Genomic DNA, 19,591 nt, shown 5'->3' with positions numbered 1-19,591 from the left:
GTGCGTGGTCGAGGGCAAGATGGAGCAGCCGGCGGCAGCGTCAACCGCAGGCGGCGTCCCGAATCCCAAGCAAGAAGGGCGCATTGCCGTCGGCATCGGCGCCGCGCCCGATTGCCCGTACGGCCGCGACCAGCCGGCCGCCGCGGTCAAGCAACGTGTCGCCGATCTCGATCAACCGGCTATTCGGCGTCGCGAAAGGCGAGGCGGCGCGCAGCCGCCGGGCCAGTTCTTCCTCGCTCTGATCCGGTGCGAGCGACAATGCGGCGATGAGAGCGGCTGCCGGGGATCGCGACACGCCCATCCAGCAATGGATGAGCAGCGGCGTCTCCTGCCGCCACGATGCGGCAAACTCGATAATCCCCTGCACATGCGTTTCATCTGGCGCCACGAGACCACCGGTGCCCTTGAACGCGATGTCGTTCATTGCAAGCGTCAGGTGACGCTCGGGCGCGATCACGCCCGGCCGGTGAAAGGCCTGTTCCCTAGCGATCAGGCTGATCATATCGCGCGCCTTGTGGCGCACCGCCATTTCGGCGATGCGTGACAGCGGCGAGACGACGATGAAGCTCACGATCCCATCTCCCGCTCGGCCTCGATCGCCGCGAAACGCTCGCAGTACAGCCGCTGCGCTTCCACTGCCGGAAGCGGTTCGATCATCAACATTTCCCTGCTGATGCCGCGCGGCTGGCCGAAAAATTTTTGCGCTTCGGCCGGCGTGAAGCCGGCAAGCACCGTCGCCTCGAAATAGGCGGCAATCGTGTCGGCCTTCTTGATCCGGTCCTTGAGGTCGCGCGTGGGATGCGGCGGCAGGCCGAAGCGCAGGTGTATGGCCGCCTCCAGCCGCATTTCCACCGTCTTGTAGCCGCCGCCGACCACCGATTTAAACGGCGAGATCATGTCTCCGATCACATATTCCGGCGCGTCGTGCAACAGCGCCATCAGGCACTCCTCCGGCCGGGCATTGTTGAAGCGGCGGAAAATATCTTCGACGACGAGACTGTGCTGCGCCACCGAAAAAGCATGATCGCCCGACGTCTGGCCGTTCCAGCGGGCGACGCGCGCGAGCCCATGGGCGATGTCGGCGAGTTCGACATCGAGCGGCGAGGGGTCGAGCAGGTCGAGCCTGCGCCCGGACAGCATGCGTTGCCAGGCGCGCGGAGCTTTGGCCGTCACGCGCTGGCCTCGTCGGCACTGGTGGGGAAAACAAGGCCGGACCATGGCGGCAGGGCGAGAGAAACCGGCGCCCCGTCGGCCAGCAGCGGCGTGCCTTCCGACATCGCGGTGCCGGCGCGGTCGATGCGCACGATCGCAAGGCCGCGGCCGCCCTCGACGGAACCGAGTGTCCCCACTGGCTTGCCGGCAGCAGTGATCGCGGTGCCCGTCCCCGGCAGAGCCGTTGCGGCGGATACCGTGACGACGCGCCGGCGCGCAGTGCCGCGGTGCTGCATGCGCGAAACCACTTCCTGTCCGACATAGCAGCCCTTTTTGAAGGAGAGGCCGCCGTTCAGATCCATCAGCACGTCATGCGGAAAGGCATCCTGCAGCGCGAAGTCCGATCCCGATATGGCAATGCCGTGGGCGACGCGCAACGCGTCGTAGAGCGCCTCAGCGCCATCACCGTGCCGTCCCGGCCGGCGGGTCAGCGTGATGCCGGCCTTGGCGAAGCGGCTGTCCCAGACGCCTTGGCTGTCCCTGATGCCATCGGCACCTTCCCCCCAGCAGACGCTGATGCCTTCTTCGGCGATGGGCGCAAGCGTGACGGCGGCCCGCAACCTGTACATTGTCAGCCGCTTCAGCAGCGCATCGCGCTGGCCTGCATCGGTTTCGATCACATAGCCGTCGCTGTCCTGCCAGATCATGAAGTCGAACAGGATCTTGCCCTGCGGCGTCAGCAGCGCCCCGGGCCGCGCCTCGTCTGAAGCAAGCGAGGTGATATCGGTGGTGATCAGGTTCTGCAGGAAGGATTGAGCGTCCGCGCCGCCGACGGAGAGCAATGAGCGGTCTTTCAGGAATACGGATGGCATGGCGGAACCTGTCGCGTTGGTCATCGCTCAGAGGTATGACTTCATAAGGTGGATCGCAAGCGCCATGCGGCTTGCGTGGGGCGTCAGTCGCCTGCCGTGAAGAATTTCCATTTGCCGTCGGGCGTAATGCCGAGGCGGTAGAAATTATATCCGCCGAATTCCTGCATATCGGAGAGATCGCCGGCGGTGACGATGCGCAGCAGTTCGACGCGTTCCGGCGGCGTCAGCGACTTCAAGTCTTTCTCGGCGAAATAGGGCCAGACATACATGTCTTCGGGTGTGCCCTGGCCGACATGCACGAAACCGGTCGAGACGATGTCGAGCATGATGGCGAGGATTTCGTCCCCATCGGGATCGCCGGAGAGATCCTTCAGCGTGCCGATCGGATCGTCTGTGGGCTCGCCGACGGTTACCTGCGTCTGTTCTGCGCCGGTGCCCATCAGCGGCCGCAGCCGTTCGAGATCGCCGGAGGCGGCCGCTTCGACGATCTGCTGGCGCATCTTGCGCACCGGCTCGGGCGCCTTGCTGATGTCGTGGATCACCTCGACGGGCTTGGAATTGTCCTGCGCGCCCGGCGTTTTGTCGACACCCTGGCTGTTCTGGCTGTTGACCAGCGGATCGGCCATGGGAACGCCGGGGGTGGTGTCGCCCTGCGGCTGGCTCTGCCCCTGGGCGTTTCCCTGTGCCGGCTGATCGTTCGGCTGGCCGGGGATCTTGTGCAGTTCGGAAAGCGCATAGGCCGAGGGCGCAAGGGCGAGACTGCCGGCGGCAAGGCTGAATGCAAGCATCACCGGCGCGAGCGGAATTCGCGAAACTTTCTCTTTACCGATGCGCATCGAACTCTCTGATAATAATTATTGCAGGGTGCGGTTGGCGGAGAATTCGCCGGCAAGCATACGGTCGCGCAGCGAATCGAGCAGAGCTTCGGCGCTGCTTTCCCCATGCAATCTAATGGTCTCGCGCAGTGCATGCGCGATGGCGGCATCAGCGATGATCTCAGGCTCGATCCCGTCAGCCATGCCGTCGGCCCAAGCCTCGTTCTGGTACTCCAGAGCCGCCTGCATCTTTTCGTGGACGATCATGTCGTCGATCTCGTTGAGGCTTGCTTCCATTGTCTTTTCCTCAGAACTTCTCATCTCTTACTGCACCGTTAACAACACTAACAGCCTTTTCCCAAAACGACACGTCCGCATGCGAAAACAGGTTAATTAAACGTCAATTTCCAAAGCGCGAGGTAATTTCTGTGGCAAGTGTTGCACCTTCGTTACGGTAGCGCTCTTCTGCCACGATGGCCGCCGGGGTGCAATCCGTATAGACTGAGGCGAAGGCGCGATAGCCGCGATTGAAGGCTGCAGTGAGCCTTTCCTTGCGTGGCGGTTCGTTGCCGGCCTCCGAATCGAGCAGCTGCTGCATGCCCTTTCGCCACTCATCACCGCCCGCCGCCTTGCAGAGGGTTCTCAGATAATGCACCGAACCCAGCACTTCAGCGAGCCGCGCCAGTTTGTCGTCATAGGGTACGATCGCGGCCGGCGGCGCAATCTCCTCCTCCTGTGGAGGCGGCGTGTTCTTGCCCTGAGCCATGGTGGGGCCGGCGAGCACGAGCAGGGACAGGACAACGCGTCGAACGGGAATCATGCTCCCAGTTGATACGTTGAGCATGACGGCAACAAGGCGCGCTTGAAAGTTTCCACTTCTATTCGCCGCCCGCCAGAGCATGATGCCGAAAAGTGTCAGCGGTTTTCGGATGACATCATGTTCTAACTTTAATTCAGAACAGGATGACTATCGGCCGGTTGGCCTATAATCATCCTGTGCCAGCCGTTCCGCGCATTCGAGCACGCTCTGCGGCACGGGCAGTCGCCGAATCTCATCCACCGTGTACCAGCCCAGCGCCGCTGCATCGTCGGCGGCCTCCGCCACCATGTCCCGGTCGGCCTCGACGCGAAAGACCGACAGGAAGAAATGGCTCTTGATGCTGCCGTCCGGCCCATGCGTCTTCAGGTCATAGGTCGAAAACAGCCGCGGATTATGTGCCGGGATGCCGGTTTCCTCGCGGAATTCCCGCAGCGCCGTCTGCTCCGGCGTTTCGCCCGGCTCGGCGCGCCCACCTGGAAAGGCATACATGTCGGCGGAAGGCGGGTTGCGTCGCAACACCAGCAGGAATCGCCCGTCGCGTTCGAGAATGGCGGAGGAGGCGGCTTTGGCGGTGGAGATCATAAGACTGCCCTCGTTGTGACGATCGATTCTATCGCATGGACCGATTGTTGCATGTCGCCGGCTTCCCCAATTTTCGTGTGGGTCGGCTCGGAAGACAAGGCCCGAAAGGCGGTGCAGCGGTTCCCGAGATGAGGACATGTATGCGACAAAGATTCCAGATTTTCGAAAGGGCTTTGCGTGACCTATATCATCTACGCCTTTGCCGCCGTTTTCGAGATTGCCGGCTGTTTCGCCTTCTGGGCGTGGCTGAAGCTCGAAAGGCCCATCTGGTGGCTGGCGCCGGGCATGATCTCGCTCGCGCTTTTCGCCTGGCTGCTGACGCTGGTGCCGAGCGAAGCCGCCGGCCGAGCCTTCGCAGCCTATGGCGGCATCTATATTCTCGCGTCGCTCTTCTGGCTGTGGCTGGTCGAAGGCCGCGTGCCCGATCGTTATGATATCGGCGGCGGATTGATCTGCCTTGCCGGGGCGAGCGTCATCCTCTTTGCGCCGAGGGGCTGAAGCATGTCGCACAAGCGCAACGCGCTCGCTCTTTGGTCGCGGCATGTCCTTGTCGTGAAACCCCTGTACAGTCTTGCGCGGCATGCTCAGGCGCCTTGACCGGACTCGGACCGGGTGCAAAGACAGGCCGATGTGTGGACGTTTCGCCCTGACAAGTTCCAGCGCAGAGCTGAGCAATTTCCTCTCCGGTGTCGATCTCGACGATTTTCCGGCGCGCTACAACATCGCCCCGACGCAGCCGATCCTCGTCGTCATAACAGGCGAGGGCAGGGAGCGAGGCAGCAACGTGGCCGACCGGCGCGCGGTGTTGGTGCGCTGGGGTTTTACCCCGGCCTGGGTCAAGGACCCGAAGGAATTTCCGCTGCTGATCAATGCCCGCGCCGAGACGGCGATCGGCAAGGCCTCGTTTCGGGCGGCGATGCGTCATCGCCGCGTGCTCATTCCGGCCTCGGGTTTTTATGAATGGCATCGTCCGCCGAAGGAAAGCGGCGGCAAGCCGCAGGCCTATTGGATCAGGCCGCGCCACGGCGGGATCGTCGCCTTTGCCGGGCTGATGGAAACCTGGTCCTCGGCCGATGGCTCGGAGGTCGATACCGGCGCGATCCTGACGACGTCGGCCAATGCGGGAATCTCGGCGATCCACGATCGCATGCCTGTCGTCATCAAGCCGGAGGACTTCTCGCGCTGGCTCGATTGCAGAACGCAGGAACCGCGTGAGGTGGCCGACCTGACGCAGCCCGTTCAGGACGATTTCTTCGAGGCCGTACCGGTCTCCGACAAGGTCAACAAGGTCGCCAATATGGGCCCTGATCTGCAGGAGCCGGTCGTCATCGAGCGGCCGCTCAAGTCAGCCGAGAAGCAAAGGCCGAATAACGGCCAGCTCAGCTTTTTCTGAAACGCTATCGGCCGCTTCCGGCACGGTGGCCTGTTCGGCTCATTCGCGATGTCCTGAGAACAAGACCCATAGCGCAAGAAACGAATCCGCAAGATCACGACGCTTTAGAGACATGCCGCAGTCTTGGGGCAACGGCATGCCGGAAACTGGAAGGTGAAGCGCAGGTGACGGCAGTTCGACGCTCGACGCTTCAAGCGGATTTCTTGACGCTCTCCGGCTTGTTCTTCGCCATCAGCGATGCTGCGGCAACGGCCTTCAGGCCGACGGGGCGATAGTTGGCGGCGAGGTCCGGCTTGGCCGTCTGCTGTTCGCCGGTACTGTTCTTCTTCAAAGTCACGGATACTCTCCTTTACGTGGTTCTTCCCTGGATATTTTATTTTTGCAGTTTCGCCAGAAATAGCGACAAATCGGCGGCGTCGCTTATCAGGAATTGTGAACGCCCACCATAATTCGCGAGGCTTAACTGAAGCCTACGTTGGTTAATACTTACTGAAGGAAGGGGTTCCAAAAAAACTGCGCAGCCGTTTCCCCGGGAAAGCTCATGGCTTTCCCCGGAAGAAACGCACGTTTTCCGGGAATGTGCGAAAACCAGGGGAGACGCATTTCCAGGGGAGAGAGGCCAGGAAATGCAGGAAGGTCAGATGTGACGTCCGATATCGTCGTCGCCGACGCCCGGCTCCTCGATCGTCAGCGTCCCATATTTCCGCCGCCATTTCCGCGCGCCGAAGGGAAGCGATACAAGGTAGGCGGCAACGGTAAACACCATCACCTCCCAGGTGTAGCTCATCAGCAGAGCTACATAGAGTACGACGCCGAGCATCATCGGCAGCACGAGATCGCGCCGCAGCCGGTTGCCGTCCGATTTGCCCGACCAGACCGGCAGCCGGCTGATCAGCAGGAAGGCGATGAACACGGTGTAGATCGACGAGACGAAGGCAAAGGTGCGGTCGGTCGCGATCCCAAGGAAGCCGAGATAGACCGGCAGCAGCACCAGCATGGCGCCGGCCGGCGCCGGCACGCCGACGAAATATTCCGACTGCCAGCTCGCCTTGTTCTCGCGTTCGGCCATGACATTGAATCGGGCAAGGCGCAGTCCGGCGGCGATCGCATAGATCAGCGCCGCGATCCAGCCGAGCGAGCGCGCCTGGTCGAGCGCGAAGACATAGACGACGAGGGCGGGCGCGACACCGAAATTGACGATATCGGCAAGCGAATCCATCTGCGCCCCGAACTTCGAGGTCGCCTTCATCAGCCGTGCGACGCGCCCGTCTATGCCGTCGAGGAAGGCGGCGACGAGCACCATGGCGACGGCGAGCTCGTAACGATTCTCGAAAGCCAGCCGGATGCCGGTCAGCCCGGCGCAGATTGCCAGAATGGTGATGAGGTTCGGAAAGACGAGACGGAGCGGGATCTCACGCAGACGCGGGCCGCGGGCGGAATCATCCGGACCATTGGGCTCGAAGGGCGGAAAAGGCGTTTCCATATCGCGTTCCAATCTAAACCTAGCTGCGGCGGCTGATGACGGGACCCTTGGCGGAGGCGAATTCGGCGATGACGGTTTCTCCGGCGATCGCCGTCTGGCCGAGCGAGACACGTGGCGCCGCACCGGCGGGCAGGAAGACGTCGAGCCGGGAGCCGAAACGGATCAGCCCGAAGCGCTCGCCCGCATCCACCGGCTCGTTGGGATTTACCCAGCAGAGGATACGCCGCGCCACGAGGCCGGCGATCTGGACGACGCCGATCTGGCCGTGGCGGGTTTCGATCACCAGGCCGTTGCGCTCATTGTCTTCACTGGCCTTGTCGAGCTCGGCGTTGACGAAGCTGCCGGAGCGGTAGTTGATGCTGACGATGCGTCCGCGCATCGGCGCCCGGTTCACATGGCAGTTGAAGACGTTCATGAACACCGAGATGCGCAGCATCGGCTCGGAGCCGAGGTCGAGCTCGGCTGGCGGGGTCACCATCTGGATCGCCGAGACCCTGCCGTCGGCGGGAGAAATCACCAGATCGTCGTCCTGCGGGGTCACGCGCTCGGGATCGCGAAAGAAATAGGCGCACCACAGCGTGAAGATCATGCCGATCCAGAAGAGCGGCTTGAAGATCCATCCGAGGATCAGCGAGGCGACGAAGAAGGCGGCCACGAAGGGATAACCCTCCTTGTGCACGGGGACGATCGTGTTGCGAACCGTGTTGAACAGGCTCATGGCTGCCGGTCTCCTTGCGTTGTCGTTTTTTGCTGGTTAGCGAAAAACCGCCTCCGGGGCAATGCTGCGGCCTCGGCCCCCGTTCGACTGCCGGGGTTCTGAACAACAAAAGCCTGTACCGGCGTCTGGTTCCCCAATCAGTTCGCCGGCGCAAGCCGCGCGATCACGCCCATATCGTCGCTTTCGCGCACCTGTTTCAGGAGCTCCTCGGCCTGTGTGGCCTCGCGCTGGCGGTTCCACATCGAGGCATAGAGACCGTTTTTATCAATCAATGCGGCATGCGTTCCGCGCTCGGCGATCTCGCCGCTTTTCAACACGATGATCTCGTCGGCGCTGATGACGGTGGACAGCCGGTGGGCGATGACCAGCGTCGTCCGGTTCTTCGAAACCAGGTCGAGCGCCGTCTGGATTTCCCGTTCCGTTGTCGTGTCGAGCGCCGATGTCGCTTCGTCGAGGATGAGAATCGGCGGCGACTTGAGGATGGTGCGGGCGATCGCCACCCGCTGCTTCTCGCCGCCCGAAAGCTTGAGTCCGCGCTCGCCGACTTTCGTTTCGAAACCCTCTGGCAGCATTTCGATGAAATGCGCGATCTGCGCCACCTCGGCCGCGGCAAAGACCTCGCTATCGCTGGCCGACGTGCGGCCGTAGCGGATGTTGTAGGCAACGGTGTCGTTGAAGAGCACGGTATCCTGCGGCACCATGCCGATCACCGAGCGCAGGCTCTTCTGCGTCACCGTGCGGATATCCTGGCCGTCGACCGTGATCGTGCCGCTCTGAATATCGTAGAAACGATAGAGCAGCCGCGACAGCGTCGATTTGCCCGCACCCGACGGGCCGACGACGGCGACCGTCTTGCCGGCCGGCACGTCGAAGGAAATCCCCTTGAGGATCGGACGGGCCGGGTCGTAGGCGAAGTGCACGTCCTTGAAGGAGATCGCGCCCTGGCCGATCCTAAGCTCCGTCGCATCGGGCGCGTCGTTGACCTCGGCCTTCACCTCCAGGAGATCGAACATCTGCTCGATATCCGTCAGCCCCTGACGGATTTCGCGGTAGACGAAGCCGATGAAATTGAGCGGCGCGGAGAGCTGCAGCAGCATCGAATTGACGAAGACGAAATCGCCGACCGTCTGCTCGCCGCGCTGGACGGCCAGCGCCGACAGCACCAGCATGATCGTTGTGCCGATGCCGAAAATCACGCCCTGGCCGAAGTTCAGCCAGCCGAGCGAGGTCCAGACATCGGTCGCCGCTTTCTCGTAGCGCTCCATCGATTTGTCGAAGCGCTTGGCTTCCATCTCCTCGTTGCCGAAATATTTGACGGTCTCGAAGTTGAGAAGGGAGTCGATCGCCTTGGTGTTGGCGTCGGTATCGCTGTCGTTCATCGACCGGCGGATGGCGATGCGCCAGTCGGATGCACGGATCGTGAACCAGATATAGGCCCAGACCGTAAAGGCGGTGACGGCGAGATAGGAAAAGCCGTAACCCCACCAGAAGATCGCGGCCGTCAGCAGGAATTCGATGACGGTCGGGACCGAATTGAGGATCGTGAAGCGCACGATCGTCTCGATGCCCTTGGTGCCGCGCTCGATGATGCGCGAGAGACCGCCGGTCTTGCGTTCCAGATGGAAACGCAGCGACAGCTCGTGCATGTGCACGAAGGTCCTGTAGGCGAGCTGGCGCACCGCATGTTGCCCGACGCTGGCAAACAGCGCGTCGCGCAGCTGGTTGAGGCCGAGTTGGATCAGCCGGGTGACGTTATAGGCGATGACAAGCGCGATCGCGCCTGCAAGCAGCGGCGGCACGGTGCCGGCCAGATCCATCCTGCCGTTCAGCGCGTCAGTCGACCATTTGAAGAAATAGGGGACGAGCAGCAGGACGAACTTGGAGATCAGGAGATAAACCGAGGCCCAGACGACGCGCATCTTGAGGTCGGGCCGGCCGGCCGGCCACATAAAGGGCCAGAGGTTGAGAAGCGTGCTGAGCAGGTGGGATTCCGAGACAGTCTTGCCGTTTGCCATGCGTGTCTCCAGCCCGGTCGGGATTGCCGTGGTCGCCTGTATTGATGCTGGCAAAGCGCGAGCGGGACGTGCTCGAAAGCGTTTCCCTGTCACCGCCAGATAGGGTGCCGGGCGGATGAATACAACAACTGCAGGGTTCAGGAAAAGCCGGGCCGGGCGGTTATCCCGCCCGGCCCGATCATGTTGTTCTGCTATGTTTAGAGATGCCGGTCGGAAAGACGTTTGCGGTGCAGTTCCTCGGCATTCGGCAAGGCATCCTTCGGCAGGCCGAAGATCTGGCCGGGGCGGATGCGGTCGGGATCGATGATCTTGTCCTCGTTGGCGATGTAGATCGTCGTGTAGCGCACGCCGAGGCCATAGGTCCGGCGCGAGATCTGCCACAGCGTGTCGCCGCGGCGAATGATGACCGCTGCGTTGTCGGCCGTCAGCGGCGCCTGTTCGATCGTCTTCGGCTGGTTGCCGGCAGCCTCGTTGGCAGCCGGTGCTGCGGATGCGGGTGCGGCCGGCGCGGGTGCAGCGGTGAGGTCGGCGATCAGCGCGCCGAGCCGGTCGAGCGCGGCGCCGACCGACTTCGCGTCCTGCGGCAGCCCCTGCAGGATTTTCAACGCATTGGAAGCGGTCTGCGAGGCAGCGCCGGAGGCTTGCTTCACGGGGTCGGACGCGTCGGCGGCCGGGCGGAAGTCGGCGAGCGAGCGCAGCGCGAATTCCGTCGCCGAGCGCGCCGCCGCAAGCTGTTCGGCGCCCGGCAGCTTGCCATCGGTAAACAGCCCCTTCAGCAGGCCGAAGGCTTTGCCGGCCTCGGCCTTGCGCTTACCGAGCTCACCTTCGTCGAGCGGCACCATCGACGAAGCCCCGTTCACATCGACGGGACCGGATTGAGCGGCAACCCTCACCTGATCGCCTGCCGGGCGATTGAAATTCACTGCCGCGCGCACGATCACCTTGCCCGCGGGGTCGACGACATCGACGCGAATCTTGTGGTCGCCGACCGAGAGCGCCATCACGCCGTCGATAATGAAATGTCCGTCGGCACCGGCTGTGTCCTGGCCGACGAGGTTGTCGTCGGCATAACCGAGGACCTTGGCGTTGGCGCGCGCCGTGCCGGCGATGAAGATCTTGTTGCCCTCGATCTCGACGGCGTTGACCATCACGTCAGGCGCGGTGGCCTTGTCGGTTTCCGCCGCGCCGGGAACGGCCGGGGCTGCTGCCGTGCCGCCGGCGGCGGCATTGGGCAGGCCAGGCGTCTGCAGCGCCAGCTCACCGCTCGGTGCAGCTGCCGCAGTCTCGCCGGTTGCCGGCGGCACCGCCGGATGGGAGGCGTCGGCGACTTCGGTTCCGCCCGTCGGCGCCGTGATGATACGGCTTGCGGTGCCGGGCTTGGAGACCATGGCGAGCAGATTGGCGCCATTGCCGTCCTTCGGCACGGAAACGGTCGCGACCTCTTCGGAAAGCGTGGTCTTGCCATCCTTGCCCGTCACCTTCAGCACGAGCTGGTGGTCGCCGGCCGGAAGCGGATTGTCGAGGACGGCGGCGAAATCGCCGCTCGGACCGACGTCGGCCGTCGTCACCACTTTTTCCCCGTCGAGCACTTCGAGCTTACCGTTCGGCTCGGCGGAGCCGGCAATGACGGTCGATCCGTCAGGCTCGACGCGCAGGACGTCGAAGGCGGGAAGTTTCGGACCGGCATTCGCCGCCGCTGCAGGCTCGGGGGCGCCGGTCAGCGCAGCCTCGGCCCTGGCGATTGCGGCAAGCGCATCGGCGATGTTTTCAGGCAGCGACTGCACGATGGCGAGCGCCTTGGCGCCACCTTCCTTGGCCTTCGTGGCAGCGGCTTGCGTTGCGGGATCGGCGCCCTCGGGAATGGTGAAGCCGGCAAGTGCGGTGAGCGCATTGATCGTCTTGGTCTTGGCGGCGGTGAAGACATCGATGGTCGGGCCTTTGCCGTCGGCAAACAGCGCCTTGAGCTCGCCGAGCGCCACGCCGGCATCGGCCGAAAGACGGCCCAGCTGATCAGCTACCGCAGCAGGAGAGCGCGATGTCTTTGCCGCTTCGTTAACCGTGTTCTTGAGCTCCGTGCTCGCCTGGTTGATGGCGTCGCCGACCTTGGTTGCATCGTCGCCGATGCGCGGCATGACAAAGAGCACCATCAGTAAGATTGCGGATACTAGCACTGCAAGGGCCAGCAAGCCGGCACGGTTCTTCATCATTATGTCTCCCAAGGCGGCAATTTGCCGTAGTACCGAAAATTGCTAGCGATTCCCGTTGCTTTTCACAAGCATTCAAAGCAATTAGACAAGCTAGGCACGCTGCTTTTCAGTCAATTTTCTTGACTGCATTGAAATGAAATAGTTGTTTCGCCTCCATGACCGAACAATCTGTATCGATTCGATCCATCTGCGTTTACTGCGGCTCAAGGCCCGGACGCGATCCTTCCCACATGGCGGCCGGGCGCGCTCTCGGAAGAGAGATCGCCGAATACGGCCTGCGCCTCGTCTATGGCGGGGGTACCAAAGGCATCATGGGCGCGGTTGCAAGCGGGGTGCTTTCAGGCGGCGGTCAGGTCACGGGCATCATCCCGGAGTTCCTGATCGATATGGAAGCGACTCGCCATTCGCTCGGTCAGCTCAACGAACTCATTGTAACCCCTGACATGCATGCGCGCAAACATACGATGTTCGAGCGCTCCGATGCCTTCGTCGCGCTGCCCGGCGGCATCGGCACGCTGGAGGAGATCGTCGAGATCATGACCTGGGCTCAGCTCGGCCGCCACGAGAAGCCGATGGTCTTCGCCAACATCAACGGATTCTGGGATCCGATGATGGAACTGCTGCGTCATATGACCGACGAAGGCTTCCTGCACACCGCCCACCGGGTGCAGCCGCTCGTCGTCGACGACATCTCCGGCATCATTCCGGCGATCATGGCCCAGGCCGCCCAACTCGCCGCCGATCGCGACGGCGAGGACGCGGTGATCTCGAAGATGTAGGTGGGCAAGAGCCCTGGACTGCCCAGCCCTATGGTCGGCAAATTCAGCTGTAGGCCGAAACAAGCTGCTTCACCTGAGATCGCATCCATTGATTGGCGGGATCATTATCACTTGCCGCCGACCAGACCATCGATATCGGGCTCACCGTTAAATCAAGGGGAACCTCTGCGGTCGCCAGGCCGAAAAGGCCGGCATACCGCTTCACGATCCTGGTCGGCAGGGTCGCGATCAAGGGCGCTTCCATGACAGCGGTAAGCACGGTCAGGAATTCCGGCGCTGCCACCGACACGTCCAGTCGCACGTTGATCCGCTTCAGCGCATCATCGATGCAGCCTTCGATGGCGTCCTTCTGGGAAACGAGTGCATGCTTCAGCCCGACATAGCTCTTGCGGTCCAAGGTTTCGGGAAGATCGAGAAGCTCGGGATTGTAGCAACACATTAGCGATTGCTCGAACAGCAGGCTCCGCCGATGTCTGTTGTTGCCGTCCTCATAGCAGCCGACGCCGAGGTCGATCACATTGTCGTCCAGAAGCTTGTGGACCAACTCGGGGTCGACCGCTCGCGCAAGCACTTTGATACCGGGGGCTGTCTCGTTCAACATGGCGGCGAGACGCGGCACGAGCAGCACCTCAAGCTCGCTGGAAAAGCCGATGCGGAATATCTGCTCGGCCTGATTGGGCTCGAAGGTTGCCGGCGTTACGATCGCCTGCTGCGTGCGGCTGAGTATCTGCTCTACGGCTTCGGCGAAACGCAGCGCCCGATGAGTCGGCTGCATGACCTGGCCGACACGCACAAACAGCTCATCTTGAAGCAATGTCCGGAGAGTGCCGAGATTGTGGCTCATGGCCGGCTGCTGGATTTTCAGGCGAACAGCGGCTTTAGTCACGCTCCGCTCCTTCATGAGCGCATCGAAAGCGACTAGCAGATTGAGGTCGAAAGACCACAAATTGAAATGATCGATGGAGACAATTTCATTCATCGATTTGATCGTTGCATGAATCTTTCCTACTGTCCACAGCCATAAGACAGCGCTGTCCCGGTTCCAGTTCAACTCGAAAGGAAATTCCATGAGCGATCTTGGAAAGGAATATCGTATTGCCGGCGCGACAGTGAGAAAGGTGCAGGAGCAGTATCTGCAGAACGTCCCGCCCTCATTCCTCTATCCGACTGCCGGATCTGAGGAGATCAAGGCGGTCGAGCCGCGGCTTTCCGCCGTCGATATGGAAGAGGGCCGCGACGCTCTTGTAGTGAGCATCCATAGCTGGCTTGTCACCACGCCCGACCACGTCATCCTCATCGACACGGGTTCGGGGAACGACAAGGAAAGACCGCGCAATTCCGGCTTCCATCATCAGACCATTCCGTTTCTGGATAGGCTGCATGAGGCTGGTGTCGAGCCCGAAGACGTCGACTTCGTCATCAATACCCATCTCCACGTCGATCATTCCGGCTGGAATACCGTGCTCCAGGACGGACGATGGACCCCGACTTTCAAAAACGCCCGCTACGTCTTCCCGCGCGCCGAGCAGGAATATTACGCGTCGACGGCGAGTCACAACGACGTCAACATTCCCAGTCTCGGCGTCTATCAAGACAGCGTAAGGCCGGTGATCGAGGCTGGGCTTGCCGATTTCATCGACAGCGCAGGCGGTCCTTTCCTCGACCGATTCATCTTCTTGCCGACGCCTGGGCACAGCATCGGCCATATGTCCGTTATGCTGGAGGCGGACAACGAAGCGGCAATCTTCGCCGGCGATGTCATGCACCATCCGATCCAAGTGGAACGGCCCGACCTCAACACGGTCTTCTGCGAATTCCTGGATCAAGCTGCCCAGTCCAGACGGCGCGTCCTCGAACTCGCAGCTGATAATCGCGCCATGTACTTCTCCACGCATTTCCCCGGTTCGTCTGCTGGTTATGTCACCCGCGACGGCGAAAAATTCAGGTGGTCCTATGTCTAACAACGAACTCGCATCGTCAGCTTTTGACGCCAGTCAGGTCATGTTCGACGAGCATTACGTCGACAGCGGAACCGAGGGCATCAAGCTCTATCTGCGCAATAAGCGAAGGAAGGACCACAAAGTCTTTCTTGCAGAGAAAACAATCGTGATGGTGCATGGAGCGACCTTCTCATCCGGAAGTCTTTACGACGTTCCCTTCAATGGAATGTCGTTCATCGACTTCCTCGCGCATCAAGGGTTCGACGTGTTTGCCGTCGATGTCCGGGGCTATGGAAAATCGACCCGCCCACCGGAAATGCAGGCGGAGGCCGATCTCAACCCGCCGCTTGTTTCCACCGACACGGGCGTCACCGACTTCGCAACGGCTGTCGATTTCGTGCTTCGGCTTCGGGGCCTGAAGGCTGTCAACGTGTTCGCAATGTCGTGGGGCGGTACCGTGGCCGGCGCATATGCCGCTCGCAACGCCGACAAGGTGGTCAAGCTTGCGCTGCTTGCGCCACAATGGCTGAGTGACGTTCCCATCCCCATCGACCAGGGCGGTGCCCTCGGCTCCTACAGGCTTGTTCCCGTCAAAGCGGCGCTGGCGCGTTGGCTGGGCACCGCACCCGAATACGCGCGTGACCGTCTTGTGCCCGAGGGCTGGTTCGATCTTTGGTCGGAATTCACCCTCTCGGAGGAGACGGCGCCAGATGATAGGGAGCAAGGCAAACTTCGCGCCACCAACGGGCCGATCCAAGATATCCGCACCTACTGGAGAGCCGGTACCCCATATTATCAGCCGAGCGAGATTCGCGCGCCGGTTCTGCTGTTGCACGGCGAATGGGACATTGACGTTCCACTTGATCTGGCGCGGGTCTATTTCGAGCAGCTGACCGGCGCCTCCTACAGGCGATGGGTGGAAATCGGGGAGGCGACACATCTCGCCCTCATGGAAAGCCACCGCATGCAAGCCTATGCCGAGGTCGTCCGCTTCTTCGATGAAGCTTTCAAACCGGAATAGAGTTCTGAACGACCAGGCTCCGGCATTAAATCCGGAGCCGTCTTTCTCCATCAAGCCGGCCGCGCGTTCACACGGCCATCGAGCCATCCGTTTCCATGACAATTCTGATCACCGCCATCCTGGATGCCGGGCGAAGTGCCGTCGACATCGCGATATTCACCTTTCTGCCTCTCATGATCGTGACATTTTCGCTGATGCGCTACCTCGAGAGCGTGAGCGCACTGCGATCAATCGCCGGCAAGGTAAACCCGCTGTTCGGACTTTTCGGTCTGGACGGTTTGGGGGTCTTGTCAATCATCCAGCTCAGCCTCGTGAGTTCGGCTGCCCCGGTCGCCGCCCTAACGCTGATGGCGCATAAAAGAACATCGGAGAAATTTATGGCCGCCGCCTTTGCCGCGGTGCTTGCGGCGGCGCCGGCGAATGCCAGTTTTCCGCTCGCAAGCCTCGGTGTCGATCCGGGCTCGATCATAATAAACGGCATTTGCGGAGCGCTCGTTGCGTCCACTCTCGCCGGCTGGATCGTCGGCCGCCGTTCCTTGCCTGGAAAGATCAGTTCCTGCGACAGGACGGATGACCACGACGTCGGCAGGCGCGATCTGCTGGCCTCGATTAATCGCGGTGGCGCAGATGCCATTGGCGTCATTGCTGCGATCCTGCCGATGCTTGTGATCTCACTTGCTCTGGTAGGGCTTACCCAAAGCACAGGCGCACTTTCGGCCTTCACGTCCGTTGCGCAGCCATTGCTTCAGCTGCTCGGCGCCTCGCAGCAGGATGTCCTGTTCTTCCTCACAAAATGCCTGGCAGGATCGAGCGCAACGGTCACGCTGTTACTCGACGCCCACAAGGAACTGAGTCTTCCGCCAGAGAAAATCATTCACGGATCCGCATTTCTGCTAAACCCTCTCGACCTTCCCGGCCTCTCCATTCTTATCGCTTCGGTGCCGGCGCTCCGTTCGGTTGCGGGCGTCGCAGTTTTCAGCGCCTTGGCCGGAATCCTGGTCCGCACTGCTTTGCTATCCTGGCTTTGAGCCAAGTCGGTCGGGTTGCGACGAGCACAACGGCTACCTCCTTCCGCGGCTCCCTTTGAGCATCGACCAGCTATAGAAGAACAGCCCGGCCCAGATCAGCGGAAAGGCGATCATACGCGCCGTGCTCAGTGGCTCGCGAAAGGCGAAGACGGCGATCAGGAAGATCATCGTCGGCGCGATATACTGCATGATGCCGATCGTCGAAAGTTTCAGCAGCTTTGCGCCGTTGGCATAGATCATCAGCGGCACGGCAGTGACGACGCCGCAGCAGAGCAGCATGGTCGTATCGGCAAGGCCGGTGCGGTAGAAATGGCCGAGGCCGCTGCTGAATTCGAGATAGAGGATGTAGACGAGCGCCGGCCCGCTGAGGATCAGAACCTCGAGGAAGAAACCCTGATTGGGTCCGAGCGGCAGGGTCTTGCGGAGCAAGGCATAGAAACCCCAGCTGACGGCCAGCGTCAGCGCCACCCACGGAATGCCGCCGCTGTCGAATGCGAGAATGGCGACCGCAAGTGCGGCAAGCGCGATCGCCGCGATCTGCAGCGGCTGCAGCTTCTCCTTGAGAAGCACTGCGCCGAGAAAGATGCTGAACAGCGGATTGATGAAATAGCCAAGTGCTGCATCGAGTGAGTGGCCGGCGCCGATCGCCCAGACATAGGTGCCCCAGTTGACGGTGATCAGCGACGCCGTCAGCGCCCCCATGGCCAGCATGCGCGGTGAACGCAGCGCTGCGCTGATATCTCCGGTACGCCCGAGCAGGAGCAACACGATGCCGGCCAGCGGCAGCGACCAGACGATGCGGTGGGCGATGACTTCGGCCGGCGGGATATGCGCCAGTGCCTTCATATAGAACGGCAGGAAGCCCCAGAGCAGATAGGCCGTCAGCGCGAAGGCGAAACCGCGCGGACTGTCTTCGTTCTTGGCCAGCGGAACGGATATATCGGTCGACATCGGCGTGTTTCCATCTTTGTTCTTCTTCTGATCCGGCCTAGCTTAAGCGCCGTGAATAGGCCAATTCATTTCGTTGAATGAAGAGTGAGAGGATTTGAAGCGGAAACGCGGCATGGGCGGAAGATGACGGCATCCGCCGCCTCGCAGAACCGGCGGAACAGATTTATTCCGCCGCGATCTTGCCCGCCAGCTGGCGGTTCTTCATCAGCTTGTAGATGACGGAATCCATCAGCGCCTGGAACGAGGCGTCGATGATGTTCTCCGAGACGCCGACCGTCCACCAGCGCACGCCGTCGCTGTCGGTGGATTCGATCAGCACGCGGGTGATCGCCTCCGTGCCGCCATTGAGGATACGCACCTTGAAATCGGCGAGCACTAGATCGTCGATCTCGTGCTGGTATTTGCCGAAATCCTTGCGCAGCGCCAGGTCGAGCGCGTTGACCGGGCCTTCGGCATCGGCAACCGACATCAGCGTCTGTCCGTCGATGGTGATCTTGACCACCGCCTCCGAGACGATCTTCACGCGGCCGAGACTGTCGAAGCGGCGCTCGATCATCACCCGGAAGCCTTCGATGGTGAAGAATTCCGGGATGGTGCCGAGCGTGCGATGCGCCAAGAGCTCGAAGCTTGCATCGGCGCCCTCATAGGCGTAGCCGATGGATTCCCGTTCCTTGACGATCGAGATCAAGAGATCGAGCTTCGGATCGTCCTTGGCGACGGTGATGCCGCGCCGCTTCAGCGCATTGATGAAGTTCGCCTTGCCGCCCTGGTCGGAGACCATGACCTTTCGGAAATTGCCGACGCTTTCCGGCGGCACATGTTCATAGGTCTTCGGGTCCTTCAGCAGCGCCGATGCGTGGATGCCGGCCTTGGTGGCGAAGGCGGAAGCGCCGACATAGGGCATCTGGTGGTCGGGCGAGCGGTTGAGCAGCTCGTCGAAGGCATGCGACAGCCGGGTGAGGTTGAGCAGCCGCTCCTCGTCGATCGCCGTTTCGAACCGTGTGTTGTAGGCACTCTTCAGCGCCAGCGTCGGGATCAGCGTCACCAGATTGGCATTGCCGCAGCGTTCGCCGATGCCGTTCAGCGTGCCCTGGATCTGCCGGACGCCGGCTTCGACCGCTGCGAGTGAATTGGCGACGGCCTGGCCGGTGTCGTTATGGGCATGGATACCAAGATAGCGGCCGGGAACGCCGGCTGCGATCACCGCCTCGACGATGGCACGGATTTCCGGCGGCTGCGTGCCGCCATTGGTGTCGCAGAGCACGACCCAGCGGGCGCCGCCCTCATAGGCGGTCTTGGCGCAGGCGAGCGCATAGGCCGGATTGGCCTTGAAACCATCGAAGAAGTGCTCGCAATCGACGATCGCCTCCTTGCCGGCGCCGACCGCCGCCTTGACGCTTTCGGCGATGCTTTCGAGGTTTTCCTCATTGGTGCAACCGAGCGCCACCGCGACATGGTAATCCCAGCTCTTGGCGACGAAACAGATGGCGTCGGATTTCGCCTGCAGCAGCCCGGCAAGGCCCGGATCGTTGGAGACCGAAACGCCCGCCCGCTTCGTCATGCCGAAGGCGACGAAGGTCGCTTCGCTGGTGCGCTTCTCGCTGAAAAAGGCGGTGTCGGTCGGATTGGCGCCGGGATAGCCGCCCTCGACATAGTCGAAGCCGAACTCATCCAGCATGGCGGCGATCGCAATCTTGTCCTCGACGGAAAAATCGATGCCGGGCGTCTGCTGCCCGTCCCGGAGCGTCGTGTCGAAGAGGTAGATTTTTTCCTTGGTCACCAAAATGCCTCCCAGGCATTGACTGTTTTTATGCC

21 protein-coding genes are annotated in these 19,591 nt (G+C 61.7%); 6 read left to right on the top strand and 15 right to left on the bottom strand.

Features of this window, described 5'->3' with window-relative positions; all coding sequences use genetic code 11:
• Window positions 1–40: 40 nt before the first annotated feature.
• From MHI61_RS16375 to MHI61_RS16345, 7 genes are all read right to left on the bottom strand, one after another.
• Entirely contained in the window at window positions 41–571 is a 531-nt protein-coding gene (locus tag MHI61_RS16375; protein WP_239792722.1) for a tyrosine phosphatase family protein, read from the bottom strand.
• Window positions 568–1,140 (bottom strand): HD family hydrolase, encoded by a 573-nt coding sequence (locus MHI61_RS16370; protein WP_239792853.1) that lies wholly within the window; start codon window positions 1,138–1,140, stop codon window positions 568–570. The genes MHI61_RS16375 and MHI61_RS16370 overlap by 4 nt, the downstream gene beginning before the upstream one ends.
• Window positions 1,141–1,169: 29 nt before the next feature.
• Window positions 1,170–2,024, bottom strand: a complete 855-nt coding sequence (locus MHI61_RS16365; protein ID WP_239792721.1) for a folate-binding protein YgfZ — start codon at window positions 2,022–2,024, stop codon at window positions 1,170–1,172.
• 83 nt (window positions 2,025–2,107) lie between these two features.
• Window positions 2,108–2,860, bottom strand: a complete 753-nt coding sequence (locus tag MHI61_RS16360) for a hypothetical protein (protein ID WP_239792720.1) — start codon at window positions 2,858–2,860, stop codon at window positions 2,108–2,110.
• Window positions 2,861–2,878: 18 nt separating this feature from the next.
• Window positions 2,879–3,136, bottom strand: coding sequence for a hypothetical protein (locus MHI61_RS16355; protein WP_004675135.1), 258 nt, complete (start codon window positions 3,134–3,136; stop codon window positions 2,879–2,881).
• Between the two features lie 103 nt (window positions 3,137–3,239).
• A complete protein-coding gene (locus MHI61_RS16350) occupies window positions 3,240–3,683 on the bottom strand; it encodes a TIGR02301 family protein (RefSeq protein WP_170964982.1) in 444 nt (147 codons plus the stop codon).
• 123 nt (window positions 3,684–3,806) lie between these two features.
• Window positions 3,807–4,241 carry an NUDIX domain-containing protein gene (locus tag MHI61_RS16345; protein ID WP_097606366.1) on the bottom strand — a complete coding sequence of 145 codons (435 nt, stop codon included), beginning with the start codon at window positions 4,239–4,241 and terminating at the stop codon, window positions 3,807–3,809.
• Window positions 4,242–4,418: 177 nt separating this feature from the next.
• Between MHI61_RS16345 and MHI61_RS16340 the strand changes: the two genes are divergently transcribed.
• Together MHI61_RS16340 and MHI61_RS16335 are read left to right on the top strand one after the other, a co-directional pair.
• On the top strand, window positions 4,419–4,739 hold the full coding sequence (locus tag MHI61_RS16340) for a YnfA family protein (protein ID WP_239792719.1): 321 nt from the start codon (window positions 4,419–4,421) through the stop codon (window positions 4,737–4,739).
• A gap of 130 nt (window positions 4,740–4,869) precedes the next feature.
• Complete coding sequence (locus tag MHI61_RS16335) at window positions 4,870–5,634, top strand: SOS response-associated peptidase (protein WP_239792718.1); 765 nt, start codon at window positions 4,870–4,872, stop codon at window positions 5,632–5,634.
• Window positions 5,635–5,824: 190 nt separating this feature from the next.
• On the opposite strand, the gene MHI61_RS16330 is transcribed toward MHI61_RS16335, so the two are convergent.
• The 5 genes from MHI61_RS16330 to MHI61_RS16310 all read right to left on the bottom strand — a co-directional run bounded on the left by MHI61_RS16330 (window position 5,825) and on the right by MHI61_RS16310 (window position 12,057).
• The gene (locus MHI61_RS16330) at window positions 5,825–5,971 is read right to left on the bottom strand and encodes a hypothetical protein (protein ID WP_170964770.1); all 147 of its coding nucleotides are present in this window, start codon (window positions 5,969–5,971) and stop codon (window positions 5,825–5,827) included.
• 300 nt (window positions 5,972–6,271) lie between these two features.
• Window positions 6,272–7,117, bottom strand: coding sequence for a CDP-diacylglycerol--serine O-phosphatidyltransferase (pssA, locus tag MHI61_RS16325; RefSeq protein ID WP_239792717.1), 846 nt, complete (start codon window positions 7,115–7,117; stop codon window positions 6,272–6,274).
• A gap of 19 nt (window positions 7,118–7,136) precedes the next feature.
• The gene (locus MHI61_RS16320; protein ID WP_097580275.1) at window positions 7,137–7,835 is read right to left on the bottom strand and encodes a phosphatidylserine decarboxylase; all 699 of its coding nucleotides are present in this window, start codon (window positions 7,833–7,835) and stop codon (window positions 7,137–7,139) included.
• A gap of 137 nt (window positions 7,836–7,972) precedes the next feature.
• Window positions 7,973–9,850 (bottom strand): ABC transporter ATP-binding protein/permease, encoded by a 1,878-nt coding sequence (locus MHI61_RS16315; RefSeq protein WP_239792716.1) that lies wholly within the window; start codon window positions 9,848–9,850, stop codon window positions 7,973–7,975.
• Window positions 9,851–10,047: 197 nt separating this feature from the next.
• The gene (locus tag MHI61_RS16310) at window positions 10,048–12,057 is read right to left on the bottom strand and encodes a LysM peptidoglycan-binding domain-containing protein (protein ID WP_239792715.1); all 2,010 of its coding nucleotides are present in this window, start codon (window positions 12,055–12,057) and stop codon (window positions 10,048–10,050) included.
• 155 nt (window positions 12,058–12,212) lie between these two features.
• Here MHI61_RS16310 and MHI61_RS16305 point away from each other — a divergent pair, with 155 nt between their 5' ends.
• Window positions 12,213–12,836, top strand: a complete 624-nt coding sequence (locus MHI61_RS16305) for a TIGR00730 family Rossman fold protein (RefSeq protein WP_239792714.1) — start codon at window positions 12,213–12,215, stop codon at window positions 12,834–12,836.
• Window positions 12,837–12,879: 43 nt separating this feature from the next.
• Here the strand turns inward: MHI61_RS16305 and MHI61_RS16300 are convergent, their stop codons facing one another.
• A complete protein-coding gene (locus MHI61_RS16300) occupies window positions 12,880–13,815 on the bottom strand; it encodes a LysR family transcriptional regulator (RefSeq protein WP_275593093.1) in 936 nt (311 codons plus the stop codon).
• 88 nt (window positions 13,816–13,903) lie between these two features.
• Between MHI61_RS16300 and MHI61_RS16295 the strand changes: the two genes are divergently transcribed.
• The 3 genes from MHI61_RS16295 to MHI61_RS16285 all read left to right on the top strand — a co-directional run bounded on the left by MHI61_RS16295 (window position 13,904) and on the right by MHI61_RS16285 (window position 16,825).
• Window positions 13,904–14,797, top strand: coding sequence for an MBL fold metallo-hydrolase (locus MHI61_RS16295; RefSeq protein ID WP_239792712.1), 894 nt, complete (start codon window positions 13,904–13,906; stop codon window positions 14,795–14,797).
• The gene (locus tag MHI61_RS16290; RefSeq protein ID WP_345774872.1) at window positions 14,790–15,797 is read left to right on the top strand and encodes an alpha/beta hydrolase; all 1,008 of its coding nucleotides are present in this window, start codon (window positions 14,790–14,792) and stop codon (window positions 15,795–15,797) included. Before MHI61_RS16295 ends, MHI61_RS16290 begins: the two co-directional genes overlap by 8 nt.
• 95 nt (window positions 15,798–15,892) lie before the next feature.
• Window positions 15,893–16,825: a hypothetical protein gene (locus MHI61_RS16285; protein WP_239792710.1), complete on the top strand. Its 933-nt coding sequence runs from the start codon at window positions 15,893–15,895 to the stop codon at window positions 16,823–16,825.
• A gap of 33 nt (window positions 16,826–16,858) precedes the next feature.
• Here MHI61_RS16285 and rarD read toward each other — a convergent pair whose 3' ends face one another.
• The gene (rarD, locus tag MHI61_RS16280) at window positions 16,859–17,776 is read right to left on the bottom strand and encodes an EamA family transporter RarD (RefSeq protein ID WP_239792709.1); all 918 of its coding nucleotides are present in this window, start codon (window positions 17,774–17,776) and stop codon (window positions 16,859–16,861) included.
• A 163-nt stretch (window positions 17,777–17,939) separates the two neighbouring features.
• The gene (gene cimA / locus MHI61_RS16275; RefSeq protein ID WP_239792708.1) at window positions 17,940–19,556 is read right to left on the bottom strand and encodes a citramalate synthase; all 1,617 of its coding nucleotides are present in this window, start codon (window positions 19,554–19,556) and stop codon (window positions 17,940–17,942) included.
• Window positions 19,557–19,591 lie beyond the last annotated feature (35 nt).

The sequence above is a fragment of the Rhizobium sp. K102 genome (assembly GCF_022385315.1).
In the GTDB taxonomy this organism is placed as follows: domain Bacteria; phylum Pseudomonadota; class Alphaproteobacteria; order Rhizobiales; family Rhizobiaceae; genus Rhizobium; species Rhizobium croatiense.
The sequence above is the reverse complement of the archived record's forward strand: the minus strand, read 5'-3'. Positions and strand labels throughout refer to the sequence as shown.